The 25,764-nt window shown below is 76.0% G+C and carries 25 protein-coding genes; 6 read left to right on the top strand and 19 right to left on the bottom strand.

The window, feature by feature from the left end:
* Positions 1-266: 266 nt before the first annotated feature.
* The 6 genes from aceE (at position 267) to AS188_RS12160 (ending at position 8,312) form a co-directional block, all read left to right on the top strand.
* The gene (aceE, locus tag AS188_RS12135) at positions 267-3,005 is read left to right on the top strand and encodes a pyruvate dehydrogenase (acetyl-transferring), homodimeric type (RefSeq protein ID WP_058859070.1); all 2,739 of its coding nucleotides are present in this window, start codon (positions 267-269) and stop codon (positions 3,003-3,005) included.
* 78 nt (positions 3,006-3,083) lie between these two features.
* The gene (locus AS188_RS12140) at positions 3,084-4,364 is read left to right on the top strand and encodes a PucR family transcriptional regulator (RefSeq protein ID WP_083529433.1); all 1,281 of its coding nucleotides are present in this window, start codon (positions 3,084-3,086) and stop codon (positions 4,362-4,364) included.
* A gap of 78 nt (positions 4,365-4,442) precedes the next feature.
* On the top strand, positions 4,443-5,357 hold the full coding sequence (locus AS188_RS12145) for an ACP S-malonyltransferase (protein WP_058859071.1): 915 nt from the start codon (positions 4,443-4,445) through the stop codon (positions 5,355-5,357).
* Between the two features lie 108 nt (positions 5,358-5,465).
* A complete protein-coding gene (locus tag AS188_RS12150) occupies positions 5,466-6,533 on the top strand; it encodes a beta-ketoacyl-ACP synthase III (protein ID WP_058859072.1) in 1,068 nt (355 codons plus the stop codon).
* A 164-nt stretch (positions 6,534-6,697) separates the two neighbouring features.
* Positions 6,698-6,943, top strand: a complete 246-nt coding sequence (locus AS188_RS12155) for an acyl carrier protein (RefSeq protein WP_017833742.1) — start codon at positions 6,698-6,700, stop codon at positions 6,941-6,943.
* 109 nt (positions 6,944-7,052) lie between these two features.
* A complete protein-coding gene (locus AS188_RS12160; RefSeq protein ID WP_058859073.1) occupies positions 7,053-8,312 on the top strand; it encodes a beta-ketoacyl-[acyl-carrier-protein] synthase family protein in 1,260 nt (419 codons plus the stop codon).
* 223 nt (positions 8,313-8,535) lie between these two features.
* Here the strand turns inward: AS188_RS12160 and AS188_RS12165 are convergent, their stop codons facing one another.
* The 19 genes from AS188_RS12165 to AS188_RS12255 form a co-directional block, all read right to left on the bottom strand.
* On the bottom strand, positions 8,536-9,039 hold the full coding sequence (locus AS188_RS12165; RefSeq protein ID WP_058859074.1) for a DUF3145 domain-containing protein: 504 nt from the start codon (positions 9,037-9,039) through the stop codon (positions 8,536-8,538).
* A gap of 353 nt (positions 9,040-9,392) precedes the next feature.
* Entirely contained in the window at positions 9,393-10,352 is a 960-nt protein-coding gene (locus AS188_RS12170; protein ID WP_058859075.1) for a tyrosine recombinase XerC, read from the bottom strand.
* Between the two features lie 10 nt (positions 10,353-10,362).
* On the bottom strand, positions 10,363-11,559 hold the full coding sequence (dprA, locus tag AS188_RS12175; RefSeq protein WP_058859076.1) for a DNA-processing protein DprA: 1,197 nt from the start codon (positions 11,557-11,559) through the stop codon (positions 10,363-10,365).
* Between the two features lie 31 nt (positions 11,560-11,590).
* Positions 11,591-13,093 (bottom strand): YifB family Mg chelatase-like AAA ATPase, encoded by a 1,503-nt coding sequence (locus AS188_RS12180; protein ID WP_058859913.1) that lies wholly within the window; start codon positions 13,091-13,093, stop codon positions 11,591-11,593.
* 474 nt (positions 13,094-13,567) lie between these two features.
* On the bottom strand, positions 13,568-14,935 hold the full coding sequence (locus AS188_RS12185) for a hypothetical protein (protein ID WP_058859077.1): 1,368 nt from the start codon (positions 14,933-14,935) through the stop codon (positions 13,568-13,570).
* Between the two features lie 89 nt (positions 14,936-15,024).
* Positions 15,025-15,393, bottom strand: coding sequence for a YraN family protein (locus AS188_RS12190; protein WP_101852139.1), 369 nt, complete (start codon positions 15,391-15,393; stop codon positions 15,025-15,027).
* Between the two features lie 236 nt (positions 15,394-15,629).
* The gene (locus tag AS188_RS12195) at positions 15,630-15,983 is read right to left on the bottom strand and encodes a DUF2469 domain-containing protein (RefSeq protein WP_058859078.1); all 354 of its coding nucleotides are present in this window, start codon (positions 15,981-15,983) and stop codon (positions 15,630-15,632) included.
* Positions 15,980-16,774: a ribonuclease HII gene (locus AS188_RS12200; RefSeq protein ID WP_058859079.1), complete on the bottom strand. Its 795-nt coding sequence runs from the start codon at positions 16,772-16,774 to the stop codon at positions 15,980-15,982. The genes AS188_RS12195 and AS188_RS12200 overlap by 4 nt, the downstream gene beginning before the upstream one ends.
* Positions 16,764-17,600 carry a signal peptidase I gene (lepB, locus tag AS188_RS12205; RefSeq protein WP_083529436.1) on the bottom strand — a complete coding sequence of 279 codons (837 nt, stop codon included), beginning with the start codon at positions 17,598-17,600 and terminating at the stop codon, positions 16,764-16,766. Before lepB (AS188_RS12205) ends, AS188_RS12200 begins: the two co-directional genes overlap by 11 nt.
* 62 nt (positions 17,601-17,662) lie before the next feature.
* A complete protein-coding gene (gene lepB / locus AS188_RS12210) occupies positions 17,663-18,337 on the bottom strand; it encodes a signal peptidase I (RefSeq protein WP_186815356.1) in 675 nt (224 codons plus the stop codon).
* 16 nt (positions 18,338-18,353) lie between these two features.
* Positions 18,354-18,743, bottom strand: coding sequence for a 50S ribosomal protein L19 (rplS, locus tag AS188_RS12215; RefSeq protein WP_058859080.1), 390 nt, complete (start codon positions 18,741-18,743; stop codon positions 18,354-18,356).
* Positions 18,744-18,931: 188 nt separating this feature from the next.
* Entirely contained in the window at positions 18,932-19,741 is an 810-nt protein-coding gene (gene trmD / locus AS188_RS12220) for a tRNA (guanosine(37)-N1)-methyltransferase TrmD (RefSeq protein ID WP_058859081.1), read from the bottom strand.
* Positions 19,741-20,328, bottom strand: coding sequence for a ribosome maturation factor RimM (gene rimM / locus AS188_RS12225; RefSeq protein WP_058859082.1), 588 nt, complete (start codon positions 20,326-20,328; stop codon positions 19,741-19,743). Before rimM ends, trmD begins: the two co-directional genes overlap by 1 nt.
* 122 nt (positions 20,329-20,450) lie before the next feature.
* Positions 20,451-20,696: an RNA-binding protein gene (locus AS188_RS12230; protein WP_058859083.1), complete on the bottom strand. Its 246-nt coding sequence runs from the start codon at positions 20,694-20,696 to the stop codon at positions 20,451-20,453.
* Positions 20,697-20,698: 2 nt separating this feature from the next.
* Positions 20,699-21,124, bottom strand: a complete 426-nt coding sequence (gene rpsP, locus AS188_RS12235) for a 30S ribosomal protein S16 (RefSeq protein WP_058859084.1) — start codon at positions 21,122-21,124, stop codon at positions 20,699-20,701.
* A 171-nt stretch (positions 21,125-21,295) separates the two neighbouring features.
* Complete coding sequence (locus AS188_RS12240) at positions 21,296-22,477, bottom strand: ABC transporter permease (protein ID WP_058859085.1); 1,182 nt, start codon at positions 22,475-22,477, stop codon at positions 21,296-21,298.
* Positions 22,474-23,415 (bottom strand): ABC transporter ATP-binding protein, encoded by a 942-nt coding sequence (locus AS188_RS12245; protein ID WP_083529437.1) that lies wholly within the window; start codon positions 23,413-23,415, stop codon positions 22,474-22,476. The genes AS188_RS12240 and AS188_RS12245 overlap by 4 nt, the downstream gene beginning before the upstream one ends.
* Positions 23,416-23,566: 151 nt before the next feature.
* Positions 23,567-24,250 (bottom strand): response regulator, encoded by a 684-nt coding sequence (locus AS188_RS12250; protein WP_058859086.1) that lies wholly within the window; start codon positions 24,248-24,250, stop codon positions 23,567-23,569.
* The gene (locus AS188_RS12255; protein ID WP_147050540.1) at positions 24,247-25,707 is read right to left on the bottom strand and encodes a sensor histidine kinase; all 1,461 of its coding nucleotides are present in this window, start codon (positions 25,705-25,707) and stop codon (positions 24,247-24,249) included. Before AS188_RS12255 ends, AS188_RS12250 begins: the two co-directional genes overlap by 4 nt.
* Between the last annotated feature and the right edge of the window lie 57 nt (positions 25,708-25,764).

Below are 25,764 nucleotides of genomic sequence, written 5' to 3' on the forward strand. Positions count from 1 at the left end.
GACAACACCGGATCAGGGCCGCTTTCAAGCTCCCGGCCCCTCCGGCGCCCCCGCGTCCGTCCCGCGGGGCGCCGTGGAACGGGCTCGCCGCGGTGTGGAACGATGGACCCGACAGACACCGTGCGCACCGCACGGACCCGTCGGCGCGACCCGCCGGCGGGGCGGGCGGGGCGTCCCGGCGGCGCGAGCTCCGGGCCCCCGCACGCACCTGCGCGCGCGCCCGCCCGTGACCGCATCTCGGGCAGTCCCACGAAGAGAGGTTGAACGTGCCTTCATCCAGCAACCACCACATCCTCAGCGGCTTGACCAACAACCTGGAGGACTCCGACAACGAGGAGACCCAGGAGTGGCTCGAGTCCTTCGAGGACCTCATCGAGACCCAGGGGACGGCGCGGGCGCAGTACATCATGCGTGCCCTGCTCCAGCACGCGGGCACCCGCAGCGTGGGCGTGCCGATGGTGACGACCACCGACTACGTCAACACGATCCCGGTGGACCAGGAGCCGGAGTTCCCCGGCGACGAGGAGATCGAGCGTCGCTACCGCGCGATCAACCGGTGGAACGCGGCCGTGATGGTGCACCGCGCCCAGCGCCCCGAGATCGGGGTCGGCGGGCACATCTCGTCCTACGCCGGTGTGGCCACCCTCTACGAGGTGGGCCTCAACCACTTCTTCCGCGGCCCGGAGCACCCGGGCGGCGGGGACCAGGTGTTCTGGCAGGGCCACTCCTCCCCGGGCAACTACGCGCGCGCCTACCTCGAGGGCCGGCTCAGCGAGGAGGAGCTCGACGGGTTCCGCCAGGAGAAGACGAAGGCCCCCCACGGGATCCCGTCCTACCCGCACCCGCGGAACATGCCCGACTTCTGGCAGTTCCCGACCGTGTCGATGGGCATCGGTCCCATGAACGCGATCTACCAGGCGCAGTTCAACCGCTACCTGCACCACCGCGGGATCAAGGACACCTCGGAGCAGCGCGTCTGGGCGTTCCTGGGCGACGGCGAGATGGACGAGCCGGAGTCGCGCGGGCTGCTCCAGCTGGCCGCCAACGACAAGCTGGACAACCTGACCTTCGTGGTCAACTGCAACCTGCAGCGCCTGGACGGGCCGGTGCGCGGCAACGGCAAGATCGTCCAGGAGCTGGAGGCCTTCTTCCGCGGGGCCGGCTGGAACGTCATCAAGGTCCTGTGGGGCCGCGAGTGGGACCAGCTGCTCGCCAAGGACGAGGACGGCGAGCTCGTGCGGATCATGAACGAGACCCTCGACGGCGACTACCAGACCTACAAGGCGGAGTCCGGGGGCTTCATCCGCGACCACTTCTTCGGCCGCTCCCCGCGGACCAAGGAGCTCGTCGCGGACATGACCGACGACGAGATCTGGGAGCTCAAGCGCGGGGCCCACGACTACCACAAGGTCTACGCCGCCTACCGTGCCGCCGTCGCCCACGAGGGCCAGCCGACCGTGATCCTGGCCCAGGGCGTGAAGGGCTACGGGCTGGGCAGCCACTTCGAGGCCCGCAACGCGACCCACCAGATGAAGAAGCTGACCCTGGAGGACCTGAAGAACTTCCGGGACCACCTGCGCATCCCGGTGACGGACGAGCAGATCGAGGACGACCTCTACAACGCCCCGTACTACCACCCGGGCCCGGACTCCCCGGAGATCAAGTACCTGCTCGAGCGCCGCAAGGAGCTCGGCGGGTTCCTGCCGGACCGCCCGCACGCCCAGCGGGAGATCGCCCTGCCCGGTGCGGCGGCCTACGCCTCGGCGAAGAAGGGCTCCGGGAAGCAGATGGCGGCCACCACGATGGCCTTCGTGCGGATCCTCAAGGACCTGCTGCGCGACAAGGAGTTCGGCCACCGGATCGTGCCGATCGTCCCCGACGAGGCCCGCACCTTCGGCATGGACTCCTTCTTCCCCACCGCCAAGATCTACAACCCCAACGGGCAGAACTACCTCTCCGTGGACCGCGAGCTCATGCTCGCCTACAAGGAGTCCCCCCAGGGCCAGATCCTCCACGCCGGGATCAACGAGGCCGGCTCCACCGCCGCCTTCACCGCCGCCGGCACCTCCTACGCCACCCACGGCGAGCCCATGGTCCCGGTCTACATCTTCTACTCGATGTTCGGCTTCCAGCGCACCGGCGACTCCTTCTGGGCCGCCGCCGACCAGATGACCCGCGGGTTCATCATCGGCGCCACCGCCGGGCGCACCACCCTCACCGGCGAGGGCCTCCAGCACGCCGACGGCCACTCGCCCATCCTGGCCTCGACCAACCCGGCGGTCGTCCACTACGACCCCGCCTACGGCTACGAGATCGCCCACATCGTGGAGCGCGGGCTCGAGCAGATGTACGGCACGGGCGACGAGGACCACGACGTCATGTACTACCTGACGGTCTACAACGAGCCCTACCAGCAGCCGGCCGAGCCGGAGGACGTCGACGTCGAGGGCATCCTCAAGGGCATCTACCTGCTCGCCCCCGCCCAGAAGGAGGGCCCGCGCACGCAGCTGCTGGCCTCCGGCGTGGCCGTGCCGTGGGCGCTCGAGGCCCAGCGGCTGCTCGCCGAGGACTGGGGCGTCTCGGCCGACGTGTGGTCGGTGACCTCCTGGGTGAACCTGCGCCGCGACGGCGTGGCCGCCGAGCAGCAGGCGTTCCTGAACCCGGGCGAGGGCAGCCGCACGCCGTACGTGACCCAGCAGCTGGCCGGGGCCACGGGTCCGGTCGTCGCGGTCTCGGACTTTAGCTCGGAGCTGCCGGACATGATCCGCCAGTTCGTCCCGAACGAGTTCGCCTCCCTGGGCGCCGACGGCTTCGGCTTCTCGGACACCCGCGCCGGCGCGCGCCGGCACTTCAAGATCGACTCCCACTCGATCGTGGTCCGCGCCCTGGAGATGCTCGCCAAGCGCGGCGAGGTCGACTGGCGCGCCCCCGGCGAGGCGATCGAGAAGTACCGGCTGAACGACGTCACCGCCGGCACGAGCGGCAACGCCGGCGGGGACGCCTGAGTCCTGTCCGCCCCCCGCGCCCCGGCAGCCCCTCGCGGGCGGCCGGGGCGCGGCCGTGCGTGCTCTAAGCTCGAGGGCATGGCCGGACAGGACGGGAACACCACGACGCGCTGGCTGCGCACCTCGCGCCGGCGCACCCCGGACCGCTCCCGCTCCCGTCCCGTGGCCCCGCCCCACCCCCGCACCCTGGAGAACCTCAAGGCGCACCTCGGGGCGATCTCCACGGCCGCCGTCCGGCGCCTCGAGACCGACCTGCCGTGGTTCGGGCAGCTGCGCGCCGACGAGCGCTCGGAGCTCGGGCTGGTCGCCCAGCGCGGGATCTCCTCCTTCGTCCGGTGGTACGAGGACCCCGAGGAGCCCCTGTGGGTGCTCACCCAGGTGTTCCGCGAGGCCCCCACCGAGCTCACCCGGGCCATCTCCCTCCAGCACGCGCTGCAGCTGCTGCGCATCGTCGTCGACGTCGTCGAGGACAAGGTTCCCGAGCTCGCCAAGCACCACGACGAGACGGCCCTGCGGGAGGCCGTGCTGCGCTACTCGCGGGAGGTGGCCTTCGCCGCCGCCGACGTCTACGCCCGGGCGGCCGAGAACCGCGGCTCCTGGGACGCCCGGCTGGAGTCCCTCGTGGTCGACGGGATCCTGCGCGGCGAGCACTCCGACTCCCTGCGCTCCCGCATCGCCGCCCTGGGCTGGGCCTCGACCGGGCCCGTGACGGTCCTCACGGGCCCCGCCCCCGAGGGCACCGGCCCCACCACGGTCGCCCGGGTGCGCAAGCTCGCGGCCCGGTGGGCGAAGGACTCGCTGGTGTCCATCCAGGACGACCGGCTCGTGCTGATCCTGGGCGGGGTCGAGGAGCGCGAGCAGGCCCTCGAGAAGCTGGCCGCCGCCTTCGGCCCCGGGCCCGTGGTGCACGGGCCCGAGGCCCCGTCGATCTTCGAGGCCGGTGCGGCCGCCCGGCTCGCCCACGCCGCCCTGTCCGTGGCCCCCGCGTGGCCGGCCGCCCCGCGGCCGGTGCCCTCCGAGGACCTGTGGCCGGAACGGGCCATGGCCGGGGACGAGGCGGCCCGCACCGCCATGGTCGAGTCGATCTACCGGCCGCTGACCCGCTCGGCGACGGGGCTCGTCGATACCCTGTCCACGTACGTGGCGGTCGGCCACTCCCTCGAGGCGACGGCACGGGAGCTGTTCGTCCACGCCAACACGGTCCGCTACCGGCTGCGCCGGATCTGCGACCTCACCGGGTGGGACCCGCTGGTCCCCCGGGACGCCTTCGTGCTGCACTGCGCGCTGGTCGCCGGGCGGCTGGCGGACTCGTGCCGGCCGATCGACACCTCCGCGCCCGCCGCCGCGGCCGTCTTGTAGCTTCCCTACAAACGGCGCCCTGCGGCTTGGTGGCCTCCGCGCCACGTCACGGGAGGGCGTTCTTGCCAAGCTGGGACGGTGATCGCCATCGTCTGCCCTGGACAGGGCTCCCAGAAACCCGGATTCCTCACCGACTGGCTCGCGCTCGACGGCGTGCGCGCCCACCTCGGGCGGCTGAGCGAGGCCGCCGGGCTGGACCTCGTCCACTTCGGCACCGAGGCCGACGAGGAGACGATCAAGGACACCGCCGTGGCGCAGCCGCTGATCGTCGCCGCGGGCCTCGTGGCCGGGCGCCTGCTCGCGGACCGGCTCGGCGCCGAGCGCGAGGACCTGGTCTACGCCGGTCACTCGGTCGGGGAGATCACCGCCTCGGCGCTGGCCGGGGCGCTCACGGAGGACGACGCCATGGCGTTCGTCCGCACCCGGGCCACCGCGATGGCCGAGGCCGCCGCGGCCGTGCCCACCGGCATGAGCGCGGTCCTCGGCGGCAAGGAGGACGAGGTCCTCGCCGCGATCGAGGCCGCCGGGCTGACCCCGGCCAACGCCAACGGCGGCGGGCAGGTGGTGGCCGCCGGGACCCTCGAGCAGCTGGCCGCGCTGGCCGAGCACCCGCCGGCCCGCGCCCGGGTGGTGCCGCTGAAGGTCGCCGGGGCCTTCCACACCGAGCACATGGCCCCCGCCCTCGAGCCGCTGCGCGCGCTGGTGGACCGGCTCTCCCCCGCCGACCCGGTGCACCCGCTGTTCTCCAACGCCGACGGCGCCGCCGTGGCCTCGGGCGCCGCGAACCTCGACTCCCTCGTCGCCCAGGTCTGCCGGCCCGTGCGCTGGGACCTGTGCATGGCGGCCCTGCTCGAGCGCGGCGTGGACCAGCTCGTCGAGCTGCCCCCGGCGGGCACGCTCACGGGCCTCGCCAAGCGCGGCATGAAGGGCGTGCCCGCCCTGGCCGTCACCTCGCCGCAGGAGCTGGAGCAGGCACGGAGTATCCTTGCCTGACGTCCACCAGCACACCGGCCCCGCCCCCGGACCGGACCAGCCGAACGCCTGCCGCCCCCCGTGGGGCCGGCCCGCCGCGCCCGGCCGCACGAAGGAGCAACGACACCCGTGGTGACCCTGCAGCAGAACAAGACCAACGCGCACTCGCGCATCCTCGGCCTCGGCGCCTACCGCCCGGACGTGATCGTCACCAACGACGACGTCTGCCAGTGGATCGAGTCCTCCGACGAGTGGATCCAGCAGCGCACCGGCATCCGGACCCGCCACCGGGCACCGGAGGACGTGAGCGTGCTGGACATGTCCGAGCACGCCGCCCGTGAGGCCCTGGCCGCCGCCGGCATCGAGCCGGGCCGGCTGGGGGCCGTGATCGTCTCCTCGATCTCGTTCCCCTACCTGACCCCGTCCGCGGCCGCGGCCCTGGCCCACCGCCTCGGCGCCACCCCGGCCCCGGCCTACGACATCTCGGCGGCCTGCGCCGGGTACTGCTACGGCATCGCCCAGGCGGACGCCCTCGTGCGCTCCGGTGCGGCCGAGCACGTGCTCGTCGTCGGCGTCGAGAAGCTCTCGGACGTCATCGACAACGGTGAGCGCTCGATCTCCTTCCTGCTCGGCGACGGCGCCGGCGCGGCCGTGGTCGGCCCCTCCGACACCCCGGGCATCGGCCCCTCGGTGTGGGGCTCGGACGGGTCGAAGTGGGACGCGATCCGGATGACCCACCCCCTGACGGACATCCGCGCGGTGGAGCAGGGCCGGGAGCGCACGCCCTCCGCGGACCTCGAGGACCCCGCCACGGGCCGGATGCGCGAGGACGCCACCCTGTGGCCGACCCTGCGCCAGGACGGCCAGACGGTGTTCCGCTGGGCCTCGTGGGAGGTCGCGAAGCGGGCGCAGGAGGCCATGGACGTGGCCGGCGTGCAGCCCGAGGACATCGCCGCCTTCGTCCCGCACCAGGCCAACATGCGCATCATCGACCAGATGGCCAAGACCCTGAAGCTGCCGGAGTCCGTCGTGATCGCCCGCGACATCGCCGAGGCCGGCAACACCTCGGCGGCCTCCGTGCCGCTGGCGGCCCACCGGCTCCTCGCCGAGCACCCGGAGCTGTCCGGGAAGCTGGCCCTGCAGATCGGCTTCGGCGCCGGGCTCGTCTACGGCGCGCAGGTCGTCGTCCTGCCCTGATCCGGCACGGGCGCCGCCCGCCGCGGCGGCCCCCGAAGTCGTCGTAGGGTTGGACGGCACACCCGTAGTCCCCCGCCCCGGCCGGGGCGGGACAGATGCACCCGGCACCCGTCCGGGAGCGACCGCGACCGGCTGCCCCGCAGCCGAACAGAAAGGAAGCCACCATGGCGAGCAAAGAAGAGATCCTGACCGGCCTGGCCGAGATCGTCAACGAGGAGACCGGCCTGGAGACCGAGGCCGTGCAGCTCGACAAGTCCTTCACCGAGGACCTCGACATCGACTCGATCTCGATGATGACGATCGTCGTCAACGCCGAGGAGAAGTTCGACGTGACCATCCCCGACGAGGAGGTCAAGAACCTCAAGACCGTCGAGGACGCCGTCAACTTCATCGACAACGCCCAGGCCTGAGCCGCCCGGTCGCCGGGGCGGGCAGGGCCCGCACGGCCCGCCCGCCCCACGACCCCGCACCCCGGGGCTCCCCCGCCGCCGCATCCCCAGGACACGAGGAAGTGCACTCATGACCCGCAAAGTAGTCGTCACCGGCCTCGGTGCCACCACGCCCATCGGCGGAACCGTGCCGGAGGTGTGGCGCGCCGCCACGACCGGCGTCTCGGGCGTCCGCGCCATCGAGCACGACTGGGTGGACACCTACGACCTCGGCGTGCGCATCGCCGCGCCCGTCTCGACGCCCGCGAGCGAGGTCCTCTCCCGGGTCGAGGCCAAGCGCCTGGACCCCTCGGGGCAGCTCTCCGTGATCGCCGCGCGCGAGGCGTGGGCCGATGCGGGGTTCTCCGCCCCCAACGCCGAGGACGCGGACGAGGTCGACCCCGACCGGTTCGCGGTCGCGTTCGGCACCGGCATCGGCGGGGTGTGGACCCTGCTCGACGCCTACGACACCCTCAAGTCACGCGGCGCCCGCCGCGTCATGCCCCTGACCGTGCCGATGCTCATGCCCAACGGCAACGCCGCGGCCGTGGGCATGGACCTGCGGGCCCGTGCCGCGTCCATCACCCCCGTCTCGGCGTGCGCCTCCGGCACCGAGGCCTTCTACCAGGGCATGAACCTCATCCGCTCCGGCAAGGCCGACGTCGTGGTGGTCGGCGGGGCCGAGTCCGCGATCCACCCCGTGACCATCGCGGCGTTCTCGTCGATGCAGGCCCTCTCCCGCCGCAACGACGAGCCCGAGCGCGCCTCGCGGCCCTACGACACCGCCCGCGACGGCTTCGTCATGGGCGAGGGCGCCGGCGCCGTGGTCCTGGAGTCGGAGGAGTTCGCGGCGGCGCGCGGCGCGCGGGTCTACGCCGAGCTCGCCGGCGCCGGGCTGACCTCGGACGCCTTCCACATCACGGCCCCCGACGAGGAGGGCCGCGGCGCCGCCCGGGCGCTGCAGGAAGCCATGACCACCGGGGAGTTCTCCGCGACCGACGTCCGGCACGTCAACGCCCACGCCACCTCGACCCCGAAGGGCGACGCCCCGGAGGCCAACGCCCTGCGGCGGGCCTTCGGCGACGCCGTGGACGCGATGTGCGTCTCGGCGACGAAGTCCATGACCGGGCACATCCTGGGCGGTTCCGGCGCGGTCGAGGCCGTGCTGACCGTGCTGGCGGTCCACCACCGGCTCGCCCCGTGCACGATCAACCTGGAGAACCAGGACCCGGAGATCGACCTCGACGTCGTGACCGAGGCCCGCGAGCTGCCGGCCGGCGACTTCGTGGCCGTCTCCAACTCCTTCGGCTTCGGCGGGCACAACGCCGTGGCGGCGTTCCGCACCGTCTGAGCCCGACCGCACCACCCCGCACGACGACGGGCCGCCCTCGGAGGAGGGCGGCCCGTCGTCGTCGCGCAGCCGGCCCGGCTGCGGTGGGGCGGCCGCTGCGGGGTCCTCGCCGCCGGCCGCACCGGGGGCCGGGTGCCCGCGCCGTCGTCGCCCCGGAGCCCGGCCGCCCCGGAGGTCGGGCGAGGGGACGCCCGCGGTGCGGCCGGGGCCCCGGGGGTGCCGGTCAGCTCACGCGGTGCAGCCAGCGCACGGGGGCGCCCTCGGCGGCGTGGCGGAAGGGCTCCAGCTCCTCGTCCCAGGCCTCCCCCAGCGCGAGCGAGAGCTCGTTGAGCACGAGCAGGGGATTGCCGCCGGCGGTCTCGTAGGCGAAGCGGATGCGGTCCTCGGAGACCACGATGTTGCCGGCGGTGTCCGTGGTGGCGTGGAAGATCCCGAGGTCCGGGGTGAAGGACCACCGGGCGCCGTCGTGGCCCCGGGAGGGGTTCTCGGTCACCTCGAAGCGCAGCCGTCCCATGGTGCGCAGGGCCGAGGCGAGCAGCGCTCCCGTCCCGGCGGGACCGGACCACTCGAGCTCCGCGCGCACGGATCCGGGCTCGGCGTTCTGCGGGGTCCACTCGAGCTCGGTGCGCTGGCGCGCCACCGCCTCCAGTGCCCACTGGATGTGCGGGCACAGGGCCCGCGGCGCGGAGTGCACGTAGAGCACACCGCGCGTGCTGGGTGACGACATGACCTGTTCCTCCGTCGTGTAGGTACGTCTTCCCCAACGCCCTGCACGGAGCTCGCCGACCCGTGGGGCCGGTCGCGCGCGGCGCGCCCGGCCATGCAGTTGTCCGTCGCGTCCGCGGTGCCGTGCGGGGTTCGAGGTCCGCGCGGGTGCGGTCGCTCCGCCGGTCGCCCCGGGTCCCCGCCGCCGGCCCCGGGCTCTCGGGGTCGGGGCCGTGCACCGGGTCGTCGAGGACGATCCTGGGCTCATTCTTTAGCACGTTTCACCGGGGCGTCAACCGTGGCGTGGGCCGCTGCGGCGGCGCGGAGCCGCCGCGGGCGCCGCCTCGGGGCCCGGGCCGCTGCGGCGCCCCTCGCTCAGGCCCGCGGGTGGGCCTGCCGGTAGACCGCACCGAGGCGGTCGACGGAGACGTGCGTGTAGATCTGGGTGGACGCCACCGAGGAGTGGCCGAGCAGCTCCTGGACCGTGCGCAGATCGGCGCCGCCGTCGACGAGGTGGGTCGCGGCGGAGTGGCGCAGCGCGTGCGGTCCGCGCGCCGCCGTGTCCGGGACGGTGCCCAGCTCGCGCTCGACGACGCGGCGGATCTGCCGCACGTCGATCCGGCCGCCGCGGGAACCGAGGAAGAGGGCCGGTCCGCCGCCCGGACCGGCGAGCACCGGCCGGTGCCGCAGCCACAGCTCCAGCGCGTCGTCGGCGGGGGCCCCGAAGGGCACGCTGCGCTGCTTGTCCCCCTTGCCCACGACGGTGAGCACCCGGCGCGCCCGGTCGACGTCGTCGACGTCGGCGCCGGCGAGCTCGGCGACCCGGGCGCCGGTCGCGTAGAGCAGCTCCAGCAGGGCGCGGTCGCGGGCGGCCAGCGCGGCCCCGCGGGCGTCCTCGCCCCCGGCGCGGGCTCGGTCGGCGAGGTCGTCGAGCAGCGCCCGCACGGCGTCGGCGGGCACGACGTCGGGCAGGTGCCGGCCCCGCTTCGGCGCGACGAGGCGCAGGCTGGGGTCCGTGCCGATCAGTCCGGTGGCCGCGGCCCAGCCGAAGAAGCCGCGGACGGACGCCGTCCAGCGGGCCATCGACGACCGTCCGGCCCCCTCGGCGTGGCGGGCCGCGAGCCAGGCCCGCAGCATGTCCAGCTCCACGGCGGCGGGCGAGGCGACGCGGTGGTGGGCGTGCAGCCAGGCGAACAGGGACCGCACGTCGGCGGTGTAGGCCCGCACCGTGCGCGGGCTGCGGGCCAGCTCGTGGGCGAGGTGGCCGGCCCACCGCTCCACCGCGCGCGCGAGCGCCGGGGGCAGCGGGGTCGCCGCGGGCGTGTCGCTGGTCATGGGCGGCAGTCTAGCGGCGGCGCCACCCCTCCCCCGTGCCCTCGGCCAGGCCGCGCTCCTCGAGCCGGCGCAGCCCGCCGAGGACTTCGCGGGCGGACAGGCCCGCGACCCGGGCCAGTCGCTCCGGCCGGCTGCGGGCACGCAGCGGCAGGGCGTCGAGCAGCCGCCGGTCGGGCTCGTGCAGGCCGTCGACGTCGGCGGCCGGCGCCTCCGGCTCCGGGGCGGGCGCGGCGCCGAAGGGCTGGAGGAGCTCGAGCACCTCGTCGACGTCCGTCACGAGCACGGCCGTGCCCTCCCGCACGAGGCGGTGGCAGCCGGCGGAGGTGCCGGTCTGGACGCCGCCCGGCACGGCACCGACCGGCCGGCTGAGGGCGTCGGCGTGGTGGGCGGTGCTCAGCGCCCCCGAGCGCCACCGCGCCTCGACCACGACGGTCCCCGAGGACAGGGCGGCGATGAGGCGGTTGCGCTGCAGGAAGCGGAAGCGCCCGGGGGTCCCGCCCGGGGCGATCTCGGAGAGCAGCAGCCCGGACTCCGCGACCCGGGCGAGCAGCTGGGCGTTGCCCCGCGGGTAGAACCGGTCGACGCCCCCGGCCATGACCGAGACGGTCGGCGGCCGGGCCGTGCCCGTGGCGAGGGCGGCGCCGTGGGCGGCCTCGTCGATGCCGTAGGCCCCGCCCGAGACGACCGTCCAGCCGCGGGCCGCGAGTGCGCCCGCGAGGTCGAGGGCGACCCGCCGCCCGTAGTGGGAGCAGTCGCGGGCCCCGACGACGGACACGGCCCGGGACGCGGGGAAGCCCAGCAGCGCCCGGTCCCCGCGTCCCCACAGGCCCAGCGGGGCGGCCGCACCCAGGTCGGCGAGCGCCGCGGGCCAGTCCGGGTCCTCGGGCACGGCGAACCAGCCGCCGCACGCCCGCACGCGGGCGAGGTCGGCCGCGGGCTCGAGGGCCGCGGCACGGCCGGCCCACCGCTCGAGCGCCCGGCCCAGGGAGGCCTGGCGCGGAGGCAGGCCGGCCTCGGCGGCGGCGCGGGTGTAGGCGGCGTGCTCGGCCGCGCCGACGGGCCGCCGCCCTGCGGCGATCTCGAGGGCGGCGACGGGGCCCAGGACGGCGGGCAGCAGGGTGCCGGGCAGGTCGCCGGGCTCGAGCAGCCGGGAGAGCCCGGCGCGGGCCAGGCGCACGGTCTCGGGGACGGACGGGTCGGGGCGCACGGGCGGGTCCTCTCCTCGGGGGTGCGGGGGCTCAGGCGGGCACGAGGGAGCGGAACCACAGCGCGGTCTCGACGTCGTCCGCGTCGGGGGCGGCCCGCCCCTCGAGGTCGGCGAGCGTCCACGCCACGCGCAGGACGCGCTGGTGCCCGCGGGCGGTGAGCTCGCCCCGGTCCATGGCCCGCTCCAGCGGCGCGGTGACGGCCCGGCCGGGGCGCAGCGGGCCCTGCAGGAGGGCACCGCCGAGCTCGGCGTTGGTGCGCACCCCGTGCCGGTGCAGCCGCTGGGCCTGCGCGGCGCGCGCCGCGGCGACCCGCCGGGCCACGGAGGCCGTGGCCTCGCCCCTGCCGGTCTCCGCGGCGAGCTCCCCGTAGGAGACCCGGGGCACGGCGATCTGCAGGTCGATGCGGTCGAGCAGGGGGCCGCTGAGCCGGCCGAAGTAGCAGCGGCGCTCGCGCGGGGTGCACCGGCACTCGGCTCCGCGGCCCCCGGAGAGGCCGCAGGGGCAGGGGTTGGCCGCGAGGACCAGCTGGAAGCGGGCGGGGTAGGTCGCGGAGGCGATCGAGCGGTCGATGCGCACCCGTCCGGACTCCAGCGGCTGGCGCAGGGCGTCGACGACCCGGCGGTCGAACTCGGGGGCCTCGTCGAGGAACAGCACGCCGCGGTGCGCCCGCGAGGCCGCCCCCGGACGGGGGATGCCGGAGCCGCCGCCCAACAGGGCCGGGGCCGAGACGGTGTGGTGGGGCGCCTCGAAGGGCGGGCGCCGCACCAGGGCCGTGCACCGGCCGGCGGCCCCGTTGAGCGAGTGCACCGCGGTGACCTCCATGGCGGCGGCGTCGTCGAGGTCGGGCAGCAGCCCCGGCAGCCGCTCGGCCAGCATCGTCTTGCCGGAGCCGGGCGGGCCGACCATCAGCAGGTGGTGCCCGCCGGCCGCGGCGATCTCCAGCGCGAGCCGCCCCTCGGCCTGACCGGCCACCTCGGCGAGATCCGGGCCGGGCCGGGCGGCGTCCTCGTCGTCGGACCCCGGTGCCGGGCGCGGGGGCGGCGGCCCGGCGGGCGCGGGCCGGTGCAGCGGAGCCGGGTCGGCCCCGGCGGCGGCGAGGACGTCGGCGAGACAGGCGTGGCCCTCCACACGGGCCCCCGGCACGAGCCGGGCCTCGGCGGTGTTGGCGCCCGCGACCACCACGTGCTCGTGCCCGGCGCGCACCGCGGCCATCACGGCCGGGAGGATCCCCCGCACGGGGCGCAGCGCCCCGTCCAGGCCGAGCTCGGCGAGGTAGACGGTGCGGCCGGTGGGCGGGACCTTCCCGGCCGCCTGGAGGGCACTGACCACGATCGCGAGGTCGAACAGGGAGCCGCGCTTGGGCAGGGTCGCCGGGGTGAGGTTGACGGTGAGCTTGCGTGGGCTCAGGGGCAGGCCGGTGTTGCGGGCCGCGGCGCGCAGCCGCTCCCGCGCCTCGTTGAGCGCGGCGTCGGGCAGGCCCACGATGGAGAACGCCGGCAGGGTCTGGCCGATGTCGGCCTCCACCTCGACCATCGAGCCCTCCAGGCCCACGAGGGCCACCGCCCACGTGCGCGCGAAGCCCGTCACGGGGCCGTCTCCCCCGGGTGCACGGGCCCCGCGACGGCCCGTCGGACGGCACCGGCGGGATCAACGGCGCCGGGACGGCCGTGACCGCGGGACGGGCGGGCACCGGGAGCGGACCGGGTGCCGAGGGTGCGCCCGGCCCCGGGGCCGGGACCCCTGCCGGGAGCGGGAGCGGGACCGGCGCCGGCGGCGGGGCGGACCTCGACGACGGCGGCGGCCGGCCGGGCACCGCGGGCCGGCGCGGAGCAGCCGGGACCCAGCGGCTGCCCTCGGGCGGGACGGGGCGGGGTCGCCTCAGCGGGGCGGCGGGGCTCGGTGCGGGACGGGAGGAGCGGGGCAGTGGGACGGGGCATGGGACCCATGCTGGCCGCGACGGCCCCTCCCCGGCGGCGGCCGGTGGCGCCTGTGGAGGGGCCTCCCCGGTCAGCCCTGTCCGAGCAGGATGGGGAGCGAGGCCGCCGGGGCCTGCACGGGGTCGCCATCGGCCGCCGCGGCGACGGCCGCCACGAGCGTGGCCGCGGCCGTGGGAGCCGCCGTCCCCTCGGGCTGGTCCGCGGCCTCGTCCTGGGCGGCGGAGGTCACGGACGGCACGGGTTCGGGGACGGCCGTCGGCTCGGGTGGCGGCCACGCCCGTCGGGAGGACTCCGCGGACGCCTGGGAGGCTGTCGCGGTCGCCGAGGGCTCTGTGGTCGGTGTCTCGCCTGTGTTGCCGGCCGACCCGAGCGGGTCGTTCCCCCCGGTCCCGTCGGAGCCGGCCCCCGGTGACGGGGACGCGTTGTTCCCGTCACCGGCCGTCGGCTCGTTCCCCGGGGTGCTCCCGGAGCCGTCCCCGCCCGGACCGGCACCGTTGCCCGGTCCGTCGGTTCCGGGATTGTTGCCGTCCGTACCACCGGCCGGAGGTCCGCCGGGCGGGGGCTGCGCCGGTGCCTGGCCGGCCGGCTTCCCGGCGGGCGGCTCGGGCACGACCGGGGCGGGCGCCTCCGGTGCCGGGACCTCCTGCGCCGGCTCCTGCGCCGGCGGGGCGTCCTGGGCGGGTGCCTCCTGCGCCGGCCGGGCGGGGGGCGCAGGGGCCGGCTCCGCGAGCGGGGCCTCCTCCTCGACGACGGGCGGGGGCACGTCGTCGCCGGCGCGCTCGCGGCGCTGCTCGACGGTCGTGCCCACGGGGGCGGGACCCAGGGCGCGCTCGTGCGGGTAGGGCTTGAGCTCGACGTCGTCGAAGGACTCCGGCAGGGACTCGAAGTCCCCGATCAGCAGCTCCCGGCCGGTCGCGCCCGCGGGCACCACCCCGGTGTACTCGGCGACCAGCCCGTGCAGGCGGGCGTCGAGCGCGGCGCCCTGCGCGGGGTCGGGCACGCTGCCGTCCGCGCGCCAGTACCCGGCGGCGGTCGCGCGGTGCGGGTCCCAGTCCTCGAGGACGTCGACGGCCGGTTCGAACGGGAAGAACCCGCCCATGTGGCTGACGACCTTCAGCGACTCGATCTCCACGGGACGGGTGCCCTGCGAGTTGTCGATGTGCAGCTCGACGTAGGTCACGGGCTCGACGCGCAGGTCCTGGCGCAGCTGCTCCACCTCGTCGTCCGGTGCGGGCACGGTCGGCAGGTCGAAGGTGATGACGGCGCCGTCCGGCGTGGCCAGCTCGTAGGCCCCCTGCTGCAGCCCGGACTCGGCGGCGGTGACGGTCCCCGGGCGCTCGACCGCCCGCGGCTCGGGCGGATCCAGCAGGCTGCACCCCGTGAGCGCGAGCGCCACCGCGGTGGCCCCCAGTGCGGCCAGGGCTCGGCGTCGCCCCACGGTGCACCTCCGTCGTCGTCCCCGGTCCTCGACGGTCCCACAGTGGCACGTCCGGCGGGCCGTGTCACGCCGGGCAGGAGGGGCGTGTCTCACTCGATCTGCCGCAGCACCTCGATCCCGGCCGGGCCGCGGGCCGGCAGGAGCACGGCCACGGCGTCGACCCTGATCAGGAGGGGGTCCCGGCCGTGGCGGCGGGCCCAGGCCGCGGCGAGGCGGTGGAGGCGGGCGGACTTGCCCGGCGTAACGGACTCGAAGGGATGGCCGTAGCGCAGGCTCGAGCGGGTCTTGACCTCCACGACCACGAGCACGCCCTCGTGCTCGGCGACGAGGTCGGCCTCCCCGCGCACGCCGTCGCGGGCAGGGTCCGCCCGCCAGTTGCGGGCGAGCACCCGGTAGCCGTGCTCCTCGAGGTGGGCCGCGGCGAGCCGCTCACCGCGCGGGCCGAGGGCTTCGGGCACGGGGCGCCTCCTGCGGATCGTCGCGGGCCGGGACGGGGCCGGCCCCACCCATCGTGGCCCGGCGGGGCCGTGCCCGGCGCACCGGCGCGGGGGCTGTGCAGTGGCGGTGCGGCTGCAGACCACCGCAAAGGCGGGCAGCGCTCGTGCGGACGGCACCGGGTGGGGCCGCCAGCGGGCCGAGGGGGGCATCGTTCGTGCGGCCCTGGCCGCACCCGCGCTGTTGCCGGGAGGCGGGATCAGAGCCCGGCGGGGCTCTCCGGGCCGTCCCCGCCCGCGGGACCGGTCCCGGGCACGGCGAAGGGGTCGGCGTGGGCGAGCTCCTCCACGTTGACGTCCTTCACGCTGAGCACGCGCACGTTCTTCACGAACCGTGCGGAGCGGTAGACGTCCCAGACCCAGGCGTCCTTGAGCTCGACGTCGAAGTAGAGGGTCCCGCCGGTGTGCACCGGCTCGACGCGCACGGAGTTGGCGAGGTAGAACCGGCGGTCGGTCTCCACCACGAAGCGGAAGAGCTTGGCCACGTCCCGGTACTCCCGGTAGAGCTGCAGCTCCAGGCCCGTCTCGAAGTTCTCGAGCTCCTCGGCGCTCATGCCGTCCCCTCTCGGTCGGTGCGTCCGGGTCCGGGCGCCGGGCCCAGCCGCCAGCTCAGCCGGTGGTGCGGGCTGGGCCCGTGCTCGGCGAGGGCGCTGCGGTGCCCGGCGGCCCCGTAGCCCATGTTGGTCCCCCAACCGTACTGCGGCCAGTCCGCGGCGAGCTCGGTCATGATCCCGTCCCGCTCGACCTTCGCCAGGACGCTGGCGGCCGCCACCGACGCGCAGTCGAGGTCCGCCCGCACGCGGGGGACGACCTCCCCGGCCCAGGCCGGCTCCGGAGCGGACCCCTCGCCGGGCTCCCCCACGGCCGGCGGGTCCCCGGGGCCGGGACCACCGGGACCGGGGTCCCCGAACAGGGCCGGTGCGCCCGGGGGGCTGAGCCAGTCGTGGCGCCCGTCCAGGAGCACGACGTCGGGGGCCGCGGTGCCGGCCGCGGCGAGGGCGCGGTGGCCGGCCAGACGCAGGGCCGCGGTGAGGCCGAGACCGTCGATCTCGGCCGGCGAGGCGTGGCCGACCCCGGCGGCGGCGCACCAGGCCAGGACCCGGGGCACGAGCTCCTGCCGCCGGGCGGGGCTCAGCAGCTTGGAGTCGCGCAGCCCGGGCACGCCGCGGCGGGTGCCGGGGTGCAGGACGACGACGCCGACCGTCACGGGCCCGGCCAGGGCGCCGCGGCCGACCTCGTCCATCCCGCCCACGCGGCGGGTGCCGTCCCGCGCGAGCTCGTGCTCGAGGGCGAGTCCGGGGGCGCGGCCCGGCAGCCGTCCGCGGCGCGACGGGTCAGGAGCCACCGGAGGGGGCGGGCACGCCGTCGAAGACGTCCTCAGGGTTGCGCAGGAGCTCGAAGCGGTCCAGGGGCCAGGCGATCACGAAGGCCGTCCCGACCACCTCGTCGTGGGCGATGAAGGCGCTGTCCTCGGTGGCGTCGCCGAGGTGGACCCGGGAGTCCGCGGAGGCGTTGCGGTGGTCGCCCATCACGAAGTAGTGGTCCTCGGGCACGACGACCTCGAAGGGGATGTCGGAGGGGGCGGCCCCGGGGTACAGGTAGGCCTCCCGCTCCTCGAGGGGGTGGCCGTTGACGGTGACGCGGCCGGAGGCGTCGCAGCACACGACCCGGTCCCCGCCCACGCCGATGACGCGCTTGATCAGGTGCTGGTCGGTGCGGTCGGGCAGCACGCCCACGAAGGCGAGGGCGTCGTAGACGGTGTCGGAGAGCCCGCCGTCGCCGTCGTCCTGGGGCGGCAGCCACCCCTTGGCGTCCTCGAACACGACGATGTCGCCGCGCTCGAGCGGCCCGACGGTCGGCTCGACCACGTTGACGAAGATGCGGTCGTTGAGCTGGAGGGTGTTCTCCATCGACCCGGAGGGGATGTAGAAGCCGCGCACGAGCAGGGTCTTGACGACGAAGGCGATGAGCACCGCCCACAGCAGCACCAGCACGATCTCGCGCACCGAGCCCCACAGCGTGTCGGGGCGCTCCTTGCGGGGCCGGGAGGACCCGCGGCGGCGCCGGCCGGTCTCCTCCGGCGCGGCAGGGGCACCGGGGGTGCCGGCCTCCTCGGGGGCCGGGTCCTCCGGGGTGCCGCCGTCGCCGGTGGGGAGGGTCCTGTCGGCCACTGCTGCCGTCCTTCCTGGGCGGGCGCCGGCCGGCGCCCGGGTGCGGATCCCGCGGGATCGGGTCAGAGCCGTCCGGCCCGGTCGAGGGGCCACAGGACGGCGTCGGGAACTCCTACGACCTTATCCGCTCGGACCATCCCGCCGCCGGGCGCGCCGAGCAGACTTCGCGAATCGACCGACACGGAGCGGTGGTCGCCCATCACCCACAGCCGGCCCTCCGGCACGACCGCGGTGAACTCGAGCTCGCTGGGCCGGTCCCCGGGGTGGAGGTAGTCCTCCTCGATCTCCTCGCCGTCGACGACGAGCCGGCCCGTGGGCCCGCAGCACTCGACGACGTCGCCGGGGGTGCCGATCACGCGCTTGAGGTAGACCGTCCCCGAACCGGTCAGCCCGGCCCAGCGCCCGAGCGTCCGGGCGGCCTGCAGCGGCCAGGGGGCGTCGTCGTGCAGGGGGTCGAAGCTGCCGCGCCCGTCGAAGACCACGAGGTCCCCGCGCTCGAGCTCGCTCCCGTCCACGAGCTTGCCGACCAGGACCCGGTCGCCGGGCTCGATCGTGGGCTGCATGGAGTCGGAGCCGATCCAGTAGACGTCGACCACCCACGCGCGCAGCGCCCCGGTCAGCAGGACGGTCAGCAGCAGGGCCAGGACGACGGAACGCCAGCCCCTGGATCGGGGCTGGCGTTCGCGCCGCACGGCGCGGGACCCGGTGCGGGCCGCGGCCGGGATGTCGGTGGGCACCGGCGTGCGGGCCGTCCTACTTGCCGGGCTTGGCGGACTTGGCACCCTTGCCGGGCGCCGTGTTCTCGCGCTTCTCGCGGATGCGGGCGGCCTTGCCGTGGCGGTCGCGCATGTAGTACAGCTTCGCGCGGCGGACGTCACCGCGGGTGAGGACCTCGATCTTGTCGATGACCGGCGAGTGCACCGGGAAGGTGCGCTCCACGCCGACGCCGAAGGAGACCTTGCGGACGGTGAAGGTCTCGTGCACGCCCGCGCCCTGGCGGCCGAGGACGAAGCCCTTGAAGACCTGCACGCGGGAGCGGCTGCCCTCGACGATGTTCACGTGCACGTTGAGGGTGTCGCCCGGGCGGAAGTCGGGGACGTCGTCGCGCAGGGACTTGGCGTCGAGCTGGTCGAGGATGTTCATGCTGCTTCTCCTGGTGAACGCCGCAGGTCGCTCACGTGGGTCGGTGCGGACCCGTGCTGGGGCCCGGCGGGCCCGGTGCGGATCCGGAAGACGTGGTGCCGGGAGCCCGTCGGGCGGTCCCGGGTGCCTGCTGTTGGTCGCTCATCCCCCTGCGGCAGGGGCGTGCCCAGCAGACGCACAGCTGGTCATTATGCCACAGGCGGGGACGGCTGCGCACGCACGAGCCGGTCGCCGGCGACCTCCCAGCCCTCGGCCGCGAGGACGGCGCGGTCGGCGCGGTCGAGGGCCGCCGGGTCGAGGGCGGCGACGAGGTCTGGCCGGCGCGCCGCGGTGCGCCGCAGCTGCAGGTCGCGCCGCCAGCGGGCGACCCGCCCGTGGTGGCCGGAGAGCAGCACCTCGGGCACCGGCCGGTCCCGCCACACGGCGGGCTTGGTGTAGACGGGGTACTCGAGCAGCCCGTCCGCGTGGGACTCCTCCACGAGGGACTCGGGGTTGCCGATCACGCCCGGCACGAGCCGCCCGATCGCCTCGACCATGGCCAGCACGGCGACCTCCCCGCCGTTGAGGACGTAGTCGCCCAGGCTCGTGGGGCGGACCTCGAAGCGCTCCCGGGCCCAGTCGACGACACGCTCGTCGATGCCCTCGTAGCGCCCGCAGGCGAAGACGAGGTGCTCCCGGCCGGCGAGCTCGCGGGCGACGGCCTGGGTGAAGACCTCGCCGGCCGGCGACGGGACGACCAGCACGGGCCGCTGCCCCTCCGCGGCGGGACCGCGGGCCAGCACGTCCTCGAGGGCCTGGGCCCAGGGCTCGGGCTTCATGACCATCCCGGCCCCGCCGCCGTAGGGGGTGTCGTCCACGGTGCGGTGCCGGTCGGTGGTGTACTCGCGCAGGTCCGCCACGGACAGCTCGAGCAGCCCCTGCCGGCGGGCCTTGCCGATCAGCGACAGGTCGAGGGCGGCGAGGTACTCCGGGAAGATGCTGACGACGTCGATGCGCATCAGCGGTCCCGGCCGCCGGGTCCGGGGGCCCCGTCCTCGCCGGCGTCCTCGAGGCCGAGCTCGAGCAGCCCCGGCGGCGGGGTCACCACCACGTAGCCCGCCGCGGGGTCGACGACGGGGACGATCTCCTCGACGAACGGCAGGACGGCCGTGCGGCCGTCCTCGTCGAGGCGGATCTCGAGCAGGTCCTGGACGGGCATGGTGACGAGCCCGGTGACGACCCCGAGGCGGGGCCCGGAGCCGTCCTCGGCCCCGGTGCGCACCTCGAGGTCCACGAGCTCGTGCTCGTACCACTCCTCGGCGTCCTCGGGGGTCTCCTCCTCCGCCTCGGCGAACAGGCGGGAGCCGCGCAGGGTCTCCGCACCGTTGCGGTCGGGGACCTCCTCGAGGCCGACCACGAGCACGGTCTTGTTCCAGCGGGCGGAGCGGACCGTGACCTCCCCGCCGGGGGCCAGCGCCGGGGCGGGCTCGACCAGCAGCCGTGCGCCGGGGGCGAAGCGCTCCTCCGGGGCGTCGGTGAACAGCTGGACGGTGACCTCGCCGCGGATGCCGTGGGGCTTGCCGATGCGGGCGACCTGGACCTTCATGGTGCTCCTGGGGGTTCGGGCCCGGACCGTCGGTCCGGGGTGCGGGCGGGGCCGGGAACGCGCACGGTCCCCGCATCCGGGGGATGCGGGGACCGTGGGGGCGGGGCCGGCCCGGACCCGCCTCAGCGGGGGCGGCGGTCGGTGTCGACGACGTCGATCCGGACCGGTCCGCCGTCGGCGAGCGCGCCGATCACGGTGCGCAGCGCCTTGGCGGTGCGGCCCTGGCGGCCGATGACCCGGCCGAGGTCGTCGGGGTGGACCCGGACCTCGAGGGTCTCGGCCCGGCGCCCGCTCTTGAGACGGACGCCGACGTCATCGGGGCTGTCCACGATCCCGCGGACGAGGTGCTCCAACGCGTCGGCGAGCACGACTACTCGGCCTTCTCGGCGTCAGCCGCGGGGGCGTCGTCGGAGCCGGCGGGGGCCTCGGCCTTCTCGGCCTTGGGGGTGATGGCCTCGGGGACGATCACGGAGCCCTTGTCCGGGGCGGTGAACTCGGGCTTGGCCTCGGGCTGCTTCAGGGTGCCCTCGGCGCCCTCCTCGCCCTTGAACTTCTGCCAGTCGCCGGTGACCTTCAGGATCGCGGCCACGGACTCCGAGGGCTGGGCGCCGACGCCGAGCCAGTACTGGGCCCGCTCGGAGACGACCTCGATGTAGGAGGGGTGCTCGGTCGGGTGGTACTTGCCGATCTCCTCGATGACGCGGCCGTCGCGCTTCTTGCGGGAGTCGACGACGACGACGCGGTAACGGGGGTCGCGCATCTTGCCCATGCGCTTGAGACGGATCTTGACTGCCACTGGTGTGGACTCTCCTGGTTCGTGGATGGGGCGAGCCGTCTGGTTCCGCTCCCGTGGGGCGGGCCGGTCGCAGGGGCTCTGTGGACACGAGAAACGTGCGGCGAGAGGGACCGCACGCATCGAGTACCCGTCCAGTATGCCAGACGGCGTCAAGTCCGCGGCGCACCGCGCTCACTGCTCGAGGCGTGCGGCCTCGCGCCACCCGAGGGCGCGCCCGCCCTGGAGGACGGCGCGCCGGTAGATCCGCTCCCCCAGGAGCAGCAGCGCCCGGGCCGCGGCGAGGGCCAGGGCCAGGGCGAGCGCGGGCTGCCACCAGGGGACGTCGCCGGCGAGCAGGCGGACGGGCATCGCCACCGAGGAGACCACCGGCACGAAGGACGCGGCCGTCAGCCACGGTCCCTCGGCGTAGAGGCCCAGGACGAGGGCGCCGACGAGCACGGTCAGCACCGGCCCCGAGCTGGACTGGAGGTCCTCCGGGCGGGCGGCCAGCGCGCCGAGCACCGCCCAGACGCAGGCCTGCGCGGCGAAGCCGGCCACGAAGAACGCCACGAACCAGCCGGAGGCGGCCAGGGCCCAGCCGACGTTGGCGGCGGCGCCGGTGGCGTTGACGCCCACGAGGCCGACGGCGGCGTAGAGGCCGAGCTGCCCGAGGGCGAGCAGGCAGCTGCCGAGGACCTTGCCGTGGAGCAGGTGCCGGACGGGCACGGTGGTGGCGAGGATCTCCACGACGCGGTTCTGCTTCTCCTCGAGCACGGAGTTGGCGATGGCGGTGCCGAAGAGGACCGCCGCCAGGTAGAACAGGAACGCGAAGACGAGGCCGAGCACGAGCCGGGCGGGGCCGCGGTCCTGCCCGCCGTCCAGCAGCTCGGTGCGCACCCCGGTCCCGGCGGTGAGCTCCTCGGCGCTGGTGCCGGCCGCCCGGGCGTTCGCGGCGAGGACGGTTTCGGCCACGGCCTCCTCGAGGGCGCGGGCCAGCGCGGGGTCGACGCCGTCCCGGCCGACCACGGTCCACCCGTCGAGCCCGCGCAGCAGCGCGGCGTCGGCGGTCCCCCCGGCCACGGCGGCGCGGGCCGCGTCCGGGGAGTGCGCGGAGTGCACGGTGAGGGTGTCCTCGCCCTCCTCGGCGAGCACGGCGGCGGCGCGGGCGGCCACCGGCCCGGCCTCGGGGGCGGCGGTGGCGAGCACGTGGTCGGCGGCGCGCCCGCCGAGCAGGGCCGAGGCGGCGATCGAGCCGGCCACGAGCAGCACCGTGACGGCCGTGGAGACGAGGAAGGAGCGGTCGCGCAGGCGCACGGACAGCTCCCGGGTCGCGACGACCCACCAGGGGCGCGGCACCGGCGGGCGGGGGCTCACCGGGTCACCTCCCGGTAGACGTCGGCGAGGCCGGGGACGATCTCGGCGAACTCCACCAGGCCGCGCTCGACGGCCGCCCGCAGGAGCCGGCGGCGGGCGTCGTCGTCGTCGAGCTCGAGGACCGCGTCGGGGCCGTCGACGTCGACGGCGCGCACCCCGCGCAGCCCCCGCACCCACCCGGCGTCCTGCTCGCAGCGCAGCCGGTGCCGGCGCGGGCCGGCGCGGCGCAGGTCCTCGACCGCGCCGGCGGCCAGGACCCGGCCGGCGGAGAGGACGACGAGGGAGTCGCACAGCCGGTCGACGAGGTCGAGCTGGTGGCTCGAGAACAGCACCGGCACCCCCTGCTCCAGCCGCTCGCGCAGCAACCCGGTCATGGCGTCCACGGCCACGGGGTCCAGCCCGGAGAACGGCTCGTCCAGCACGAGCGCGGTGGGCCCGTGCAGCAGGGCGGCGGCGATCTGCACCCGCTGCTGGTTGCCGAGGGACAGGGTGCCCAGCGGGTCCCGCTCCCGCCCGGCCAGGTCGAGGCGCTCGAGCAGCCGCCGGGCCTCGGCGAGGGCCGCCCGCCGGTCCATCCCGTGCAGCCGGCCGAGGTAGCACAGCTGGTCGAGCACCGGCTGGCGGGGGTAGAGGCCCCGCTCCTCGGGCATGTACCCGAAGCCCGCGCGGTCGGCGGCGGTGACGGGCCGGCCGTCCCACAGGACCTCCCCGGCGGTGGTGCGCAGCACGCCCGTCAGCATCCGCATGGTCGTGGTCTTGCCCGCCCCGTTGGCGCCGACGAAGCCGGTCATCCGGCCGGGCTCGACGCGGAAGGAGACGTCCTCGACCACCGTGCGGCCCCCGAAGGCGCGGCTCAGCCCGCGCGCCTCGAGGACGTGGCCGGCGGGGCGAGCGCGGAAGCGGAGGGTGGTCGCCGCGGGGCGGGTGCCGGCGCTCATGGGCCCGTGCTCCTCTCGGCCGGTGGCGCCCGCCCGCGGGTGCCGGGGGGCTCCTCCCCAGCCTACGGAGGGCGGGGCGCCGGGGCGTCCCCACCGGGGCGGATCCCGGGGCGCGGCCGGGGCGGGGTCTCCGCCGCGGGGCGGAGGCCGCTCAGCCGGCCAGGCCGGCGCGGTGGGCGAAGACGACGGCCTGGACGCGGTCGCGGGAGCCCGTCTTGGCGAGGATGTTGGACACGTGCGTCTTGACCGTGGCCGGGCCCAGGAACAGCCGCTGGGCGATCTCCGCGTTGGACAGCCCCTCGGCGACGAGCCCCAGCACCTCGTGCTCGCGCTCGGTCAGGGACGCGGCGGCGCGGCGCTGCCCGGGGTCGGCCGGGACGGGCCCGGCAGGTGCCGCCGGGGCCGGCGGCGGGGCGGGGGCGGCCGTCAGCGCCCGGATCACCCGCAGGGTCGCCTCGGGCGCGAGCAGCGCGTGCCCGCCGGCGACGGCGCGCACGGCCTCGACGAGGTCGTCGGGGTCCGCGTTCTTCAGCAGGAAGCCGCTGGCCCCGGCCGCGAGGGCGTCGAAGAGGTAGTCCTCCCGGTCGAAGGTCGTCACGATCACGACCCTCGCGCAGCCCGTGCCCACGATCCGGCGGGTCGCCTCGATGCCGTCCGTACCGGGCATCTGCACGTCCAGCAGGGCGACGTCGACGTCGTGGGCCTGGGCCGCGGCCACGGCCTGCGCGCCGTCGGCGGCCTGGGCGACGACCTCGATGTCGTCCTCGACGGAGAGGACCATGGCGAAGCCGGAGCGGACGAGGGCGTGGTCGTCGGCGAGCAGGACGCGGATCATGCCCCCGATCCTCCCACGTCCGGGCCGGGCGCCGGGGCGGCCGCCGCGGGCGGGCCGGCCGGGGGCAGGGGGCAGCGCACGCGCACCCGCCACCCCGGGCGCCCGGACCGGGGGCCGATCTCGGCCTCGCCGCCGTGCAGCCGCACGCGCTCCCGCAGCCCCTGCAGGCCGAAGCCGGTGCCGGCGGTGCCGCCGCGGGGGGTGCCGTCGTCGAGCACCTCGAGCTCGAGCCAGGGCCCGTCCGGGCCGCGCCCGGTGCGCAGGGCCAGCGAGACGGCTCCGGCCGTGGAGTGGCGCAGGACGTTGGCCAGGGACTCCTGGGCGCACCGGTAGACGGACAGCGCGAGCCCCTGCGGGACGCGGGCGAGGTCCCCCGGGACGGCCTCGACGGTGCGCAGCTCGACGGCCAGCCCGTGCGCGGCGTGGTGGCGGGCGAGGTCGGCGATCTCCCCCAGGCCGGGCTCCGGGCGGCGCCCGGCCCCGTCCCCGGCGTCCTCGTCCTCGGCGCGCAGCACGCCCAGCAGCTGGCGCATCTCCCCCACGGCCGTGCGGGAGGACTCCTCGATGGTGCGCAGCGCCCCCGTGGCCGCCTCCGGGTCGCGGCCGAGGACCTTGCGCGCGGCCCCGGCCTGGATCCCGATCACGGAGACGTGGTGGGCGACGACGTCGTGCAGCTCCCGGGCGATGCGCATCCGCTCGTCGACCACGGCGCGGCGGGCGATCTCGGCGGACTGCTCGCGGATCCGCCGGGCCTGGGCCGTGAGCCGGTGCTGCTGCAGGGCGGCCCGCCAGGAGGCGCGTCCGGCGAGGACGGCCCCGCCGAAGTAGGCGGCGTTGACGAGCAGGGTCGAGGCGGCGTAGGCGGGCAGCTGCGGCAGCGGCCCCTCGACCTCGCCGAGGCCGTCCAGGAACTCGGCGTAGGCGTTGGTGACCGTGAAGGCCCCGAGCAGCCACAGGCCCATGGTCCCCACCACCACCGACATCGCCACCCACAGGGCCTGGCGGTCGCGCGACCAGGCGACCGCCGCGTAGAGGGCCGCGAAGTAGGCGCCCTGGAAGCTCAGCGTCAGCGCCGCCGTGGGACTGGCGTAGGTCAGCCCGAGGAACAGTGCCGAGGACGCGATCACCACCGGCACGGGGTGGCGCCGCCGCACGGCCAGCGGCACCACGATCAGTGCGGTGCTCAGGTAGTAGCGCCAGGGCTCGTCGCCCTCCACGAGGCCGGCGTAGCTGTGCATGAGCACGGACATCAGCAGGGCGACGCCGAGCAGGCCGAGCGCGGCGAGGACGTCGCGGCGCTGCTGGGCCGCCGTGGGCGCGGGCCGTCGCCAGTACGGGTCCTCGGGGTCGTTGAGCCAGGCGGTGACGCGCTCCGGCCAGGGCAGGCGCCGGACCGGGGCGGCGTCCTCGGCGGCGGGCCGCCGGGCGGGCTCCGCGACGGGTGGGGGATGCAGCACCCCACCACGGTACCGGGCGCCGGCGCGCACGGGCCTCCGCCGCGGGGCGGAGCCCGC

This window comes from Kocuria flava, from assembly GCF_001482365.1.
Classification (GTDB): domain Bacteria; phylum Actinomycetota; class Actinomycetes; order Actinomycetales; family Micrococcaceae; genus Kocuria; species Kocuria flava.

What these genes read in the sequence shown, in the direction of transcription:
- AS188_RS12140 (WP_083529433.1), top strand. Translation starts at nt 3,084, where the DNA reads ATGGCCGGACAGGACGGGAACACCACGACGCGCTGGCTGCGCACCTCG.
- AS188_RS12155 (WP_017833742.1), top strand. Translation starts at nt 6,698, where the DNA reads ATGGCGAGCAAAGAAGAGATCCTGACCGGCCTGGCCGAGATCGTCAAC.
- AS188_RS12160 (WP_058859073.1), top strand. Translation starts at nt 7,053, where the DNA reads ATGACCCGCAAAGTAGTCGTCACCGGCCTCGGTGCCACCACGCCCATC.
- AS188_RS12165 (WP_058859074.1), bottom strand. Translation starts at nt 9,039, where the DNA reads ATGTCGTCACCCAGCACGCGCGGTGTGCTCTACGTGCACTCCGCGCCG.
- AS188_RS12170 (WP_058859075.1), bottom strand. Translation starts at nt 10,352, where the DNA reads ATGACCAGCGACACGCCCGCGGCGACCCCGCTGCCCCCGGCGCTCGCG.
- AS188_RS12180 (WP_058859913.1), bottom strand. Translation starts at nt 13,093, where the DNA reads ATGGTCGAGGTGGAGGCCGACATCGGCCAGACCCTGCCGGCGTTCTCC.
- AS188_RS12195 (WP_058859078.1), bottom strand. Translation starts at nt 15,983, where the DNA reads ATGAGCGCCGAGGAGCTCGAGAACTTCGAGACGGGCCTGGAGCTGCAG.
- rplS (WP_058859080.1), bottom strand. Translation starts at nt 18,743, where the DNA reads ATGAACATCCTCGACCAGCTCGACGCCAAGTCCCTGCGCGACGACGTC.
- trmD (WP_058859081.1), bottom strand. Translation starts at nt 19,741, where the DNA reads ATGCGCATCGACGTCGTCAGCATCTTCCCGGAGTACCTCGCCGCCCTC.
- rimM (WP_058859082.1), bottom strand. Translation starts at nt 20,328, where the DNA reads ATGAAGGTCCAGGTCGCCCGCATCGGCAAGCCCCACGGCATCCGCGGC.
- AS188_RS12245 (WP_083529437.1), bottom strand. Translation starts at nt 23,415, where the DNA reads ATGAGCGCCGGCACCCGCCCCGCGGCGACCACCCTCCGCTTCCGCGCT.
- AS188_RS12250 (WP_058859086.1), bottom strand. Translation starts at nt 24,250, where the DNA reads ATGATCCGCGTCCTGCTCGCCGACGACCACGCCCTCGTCCGCTCCGGC.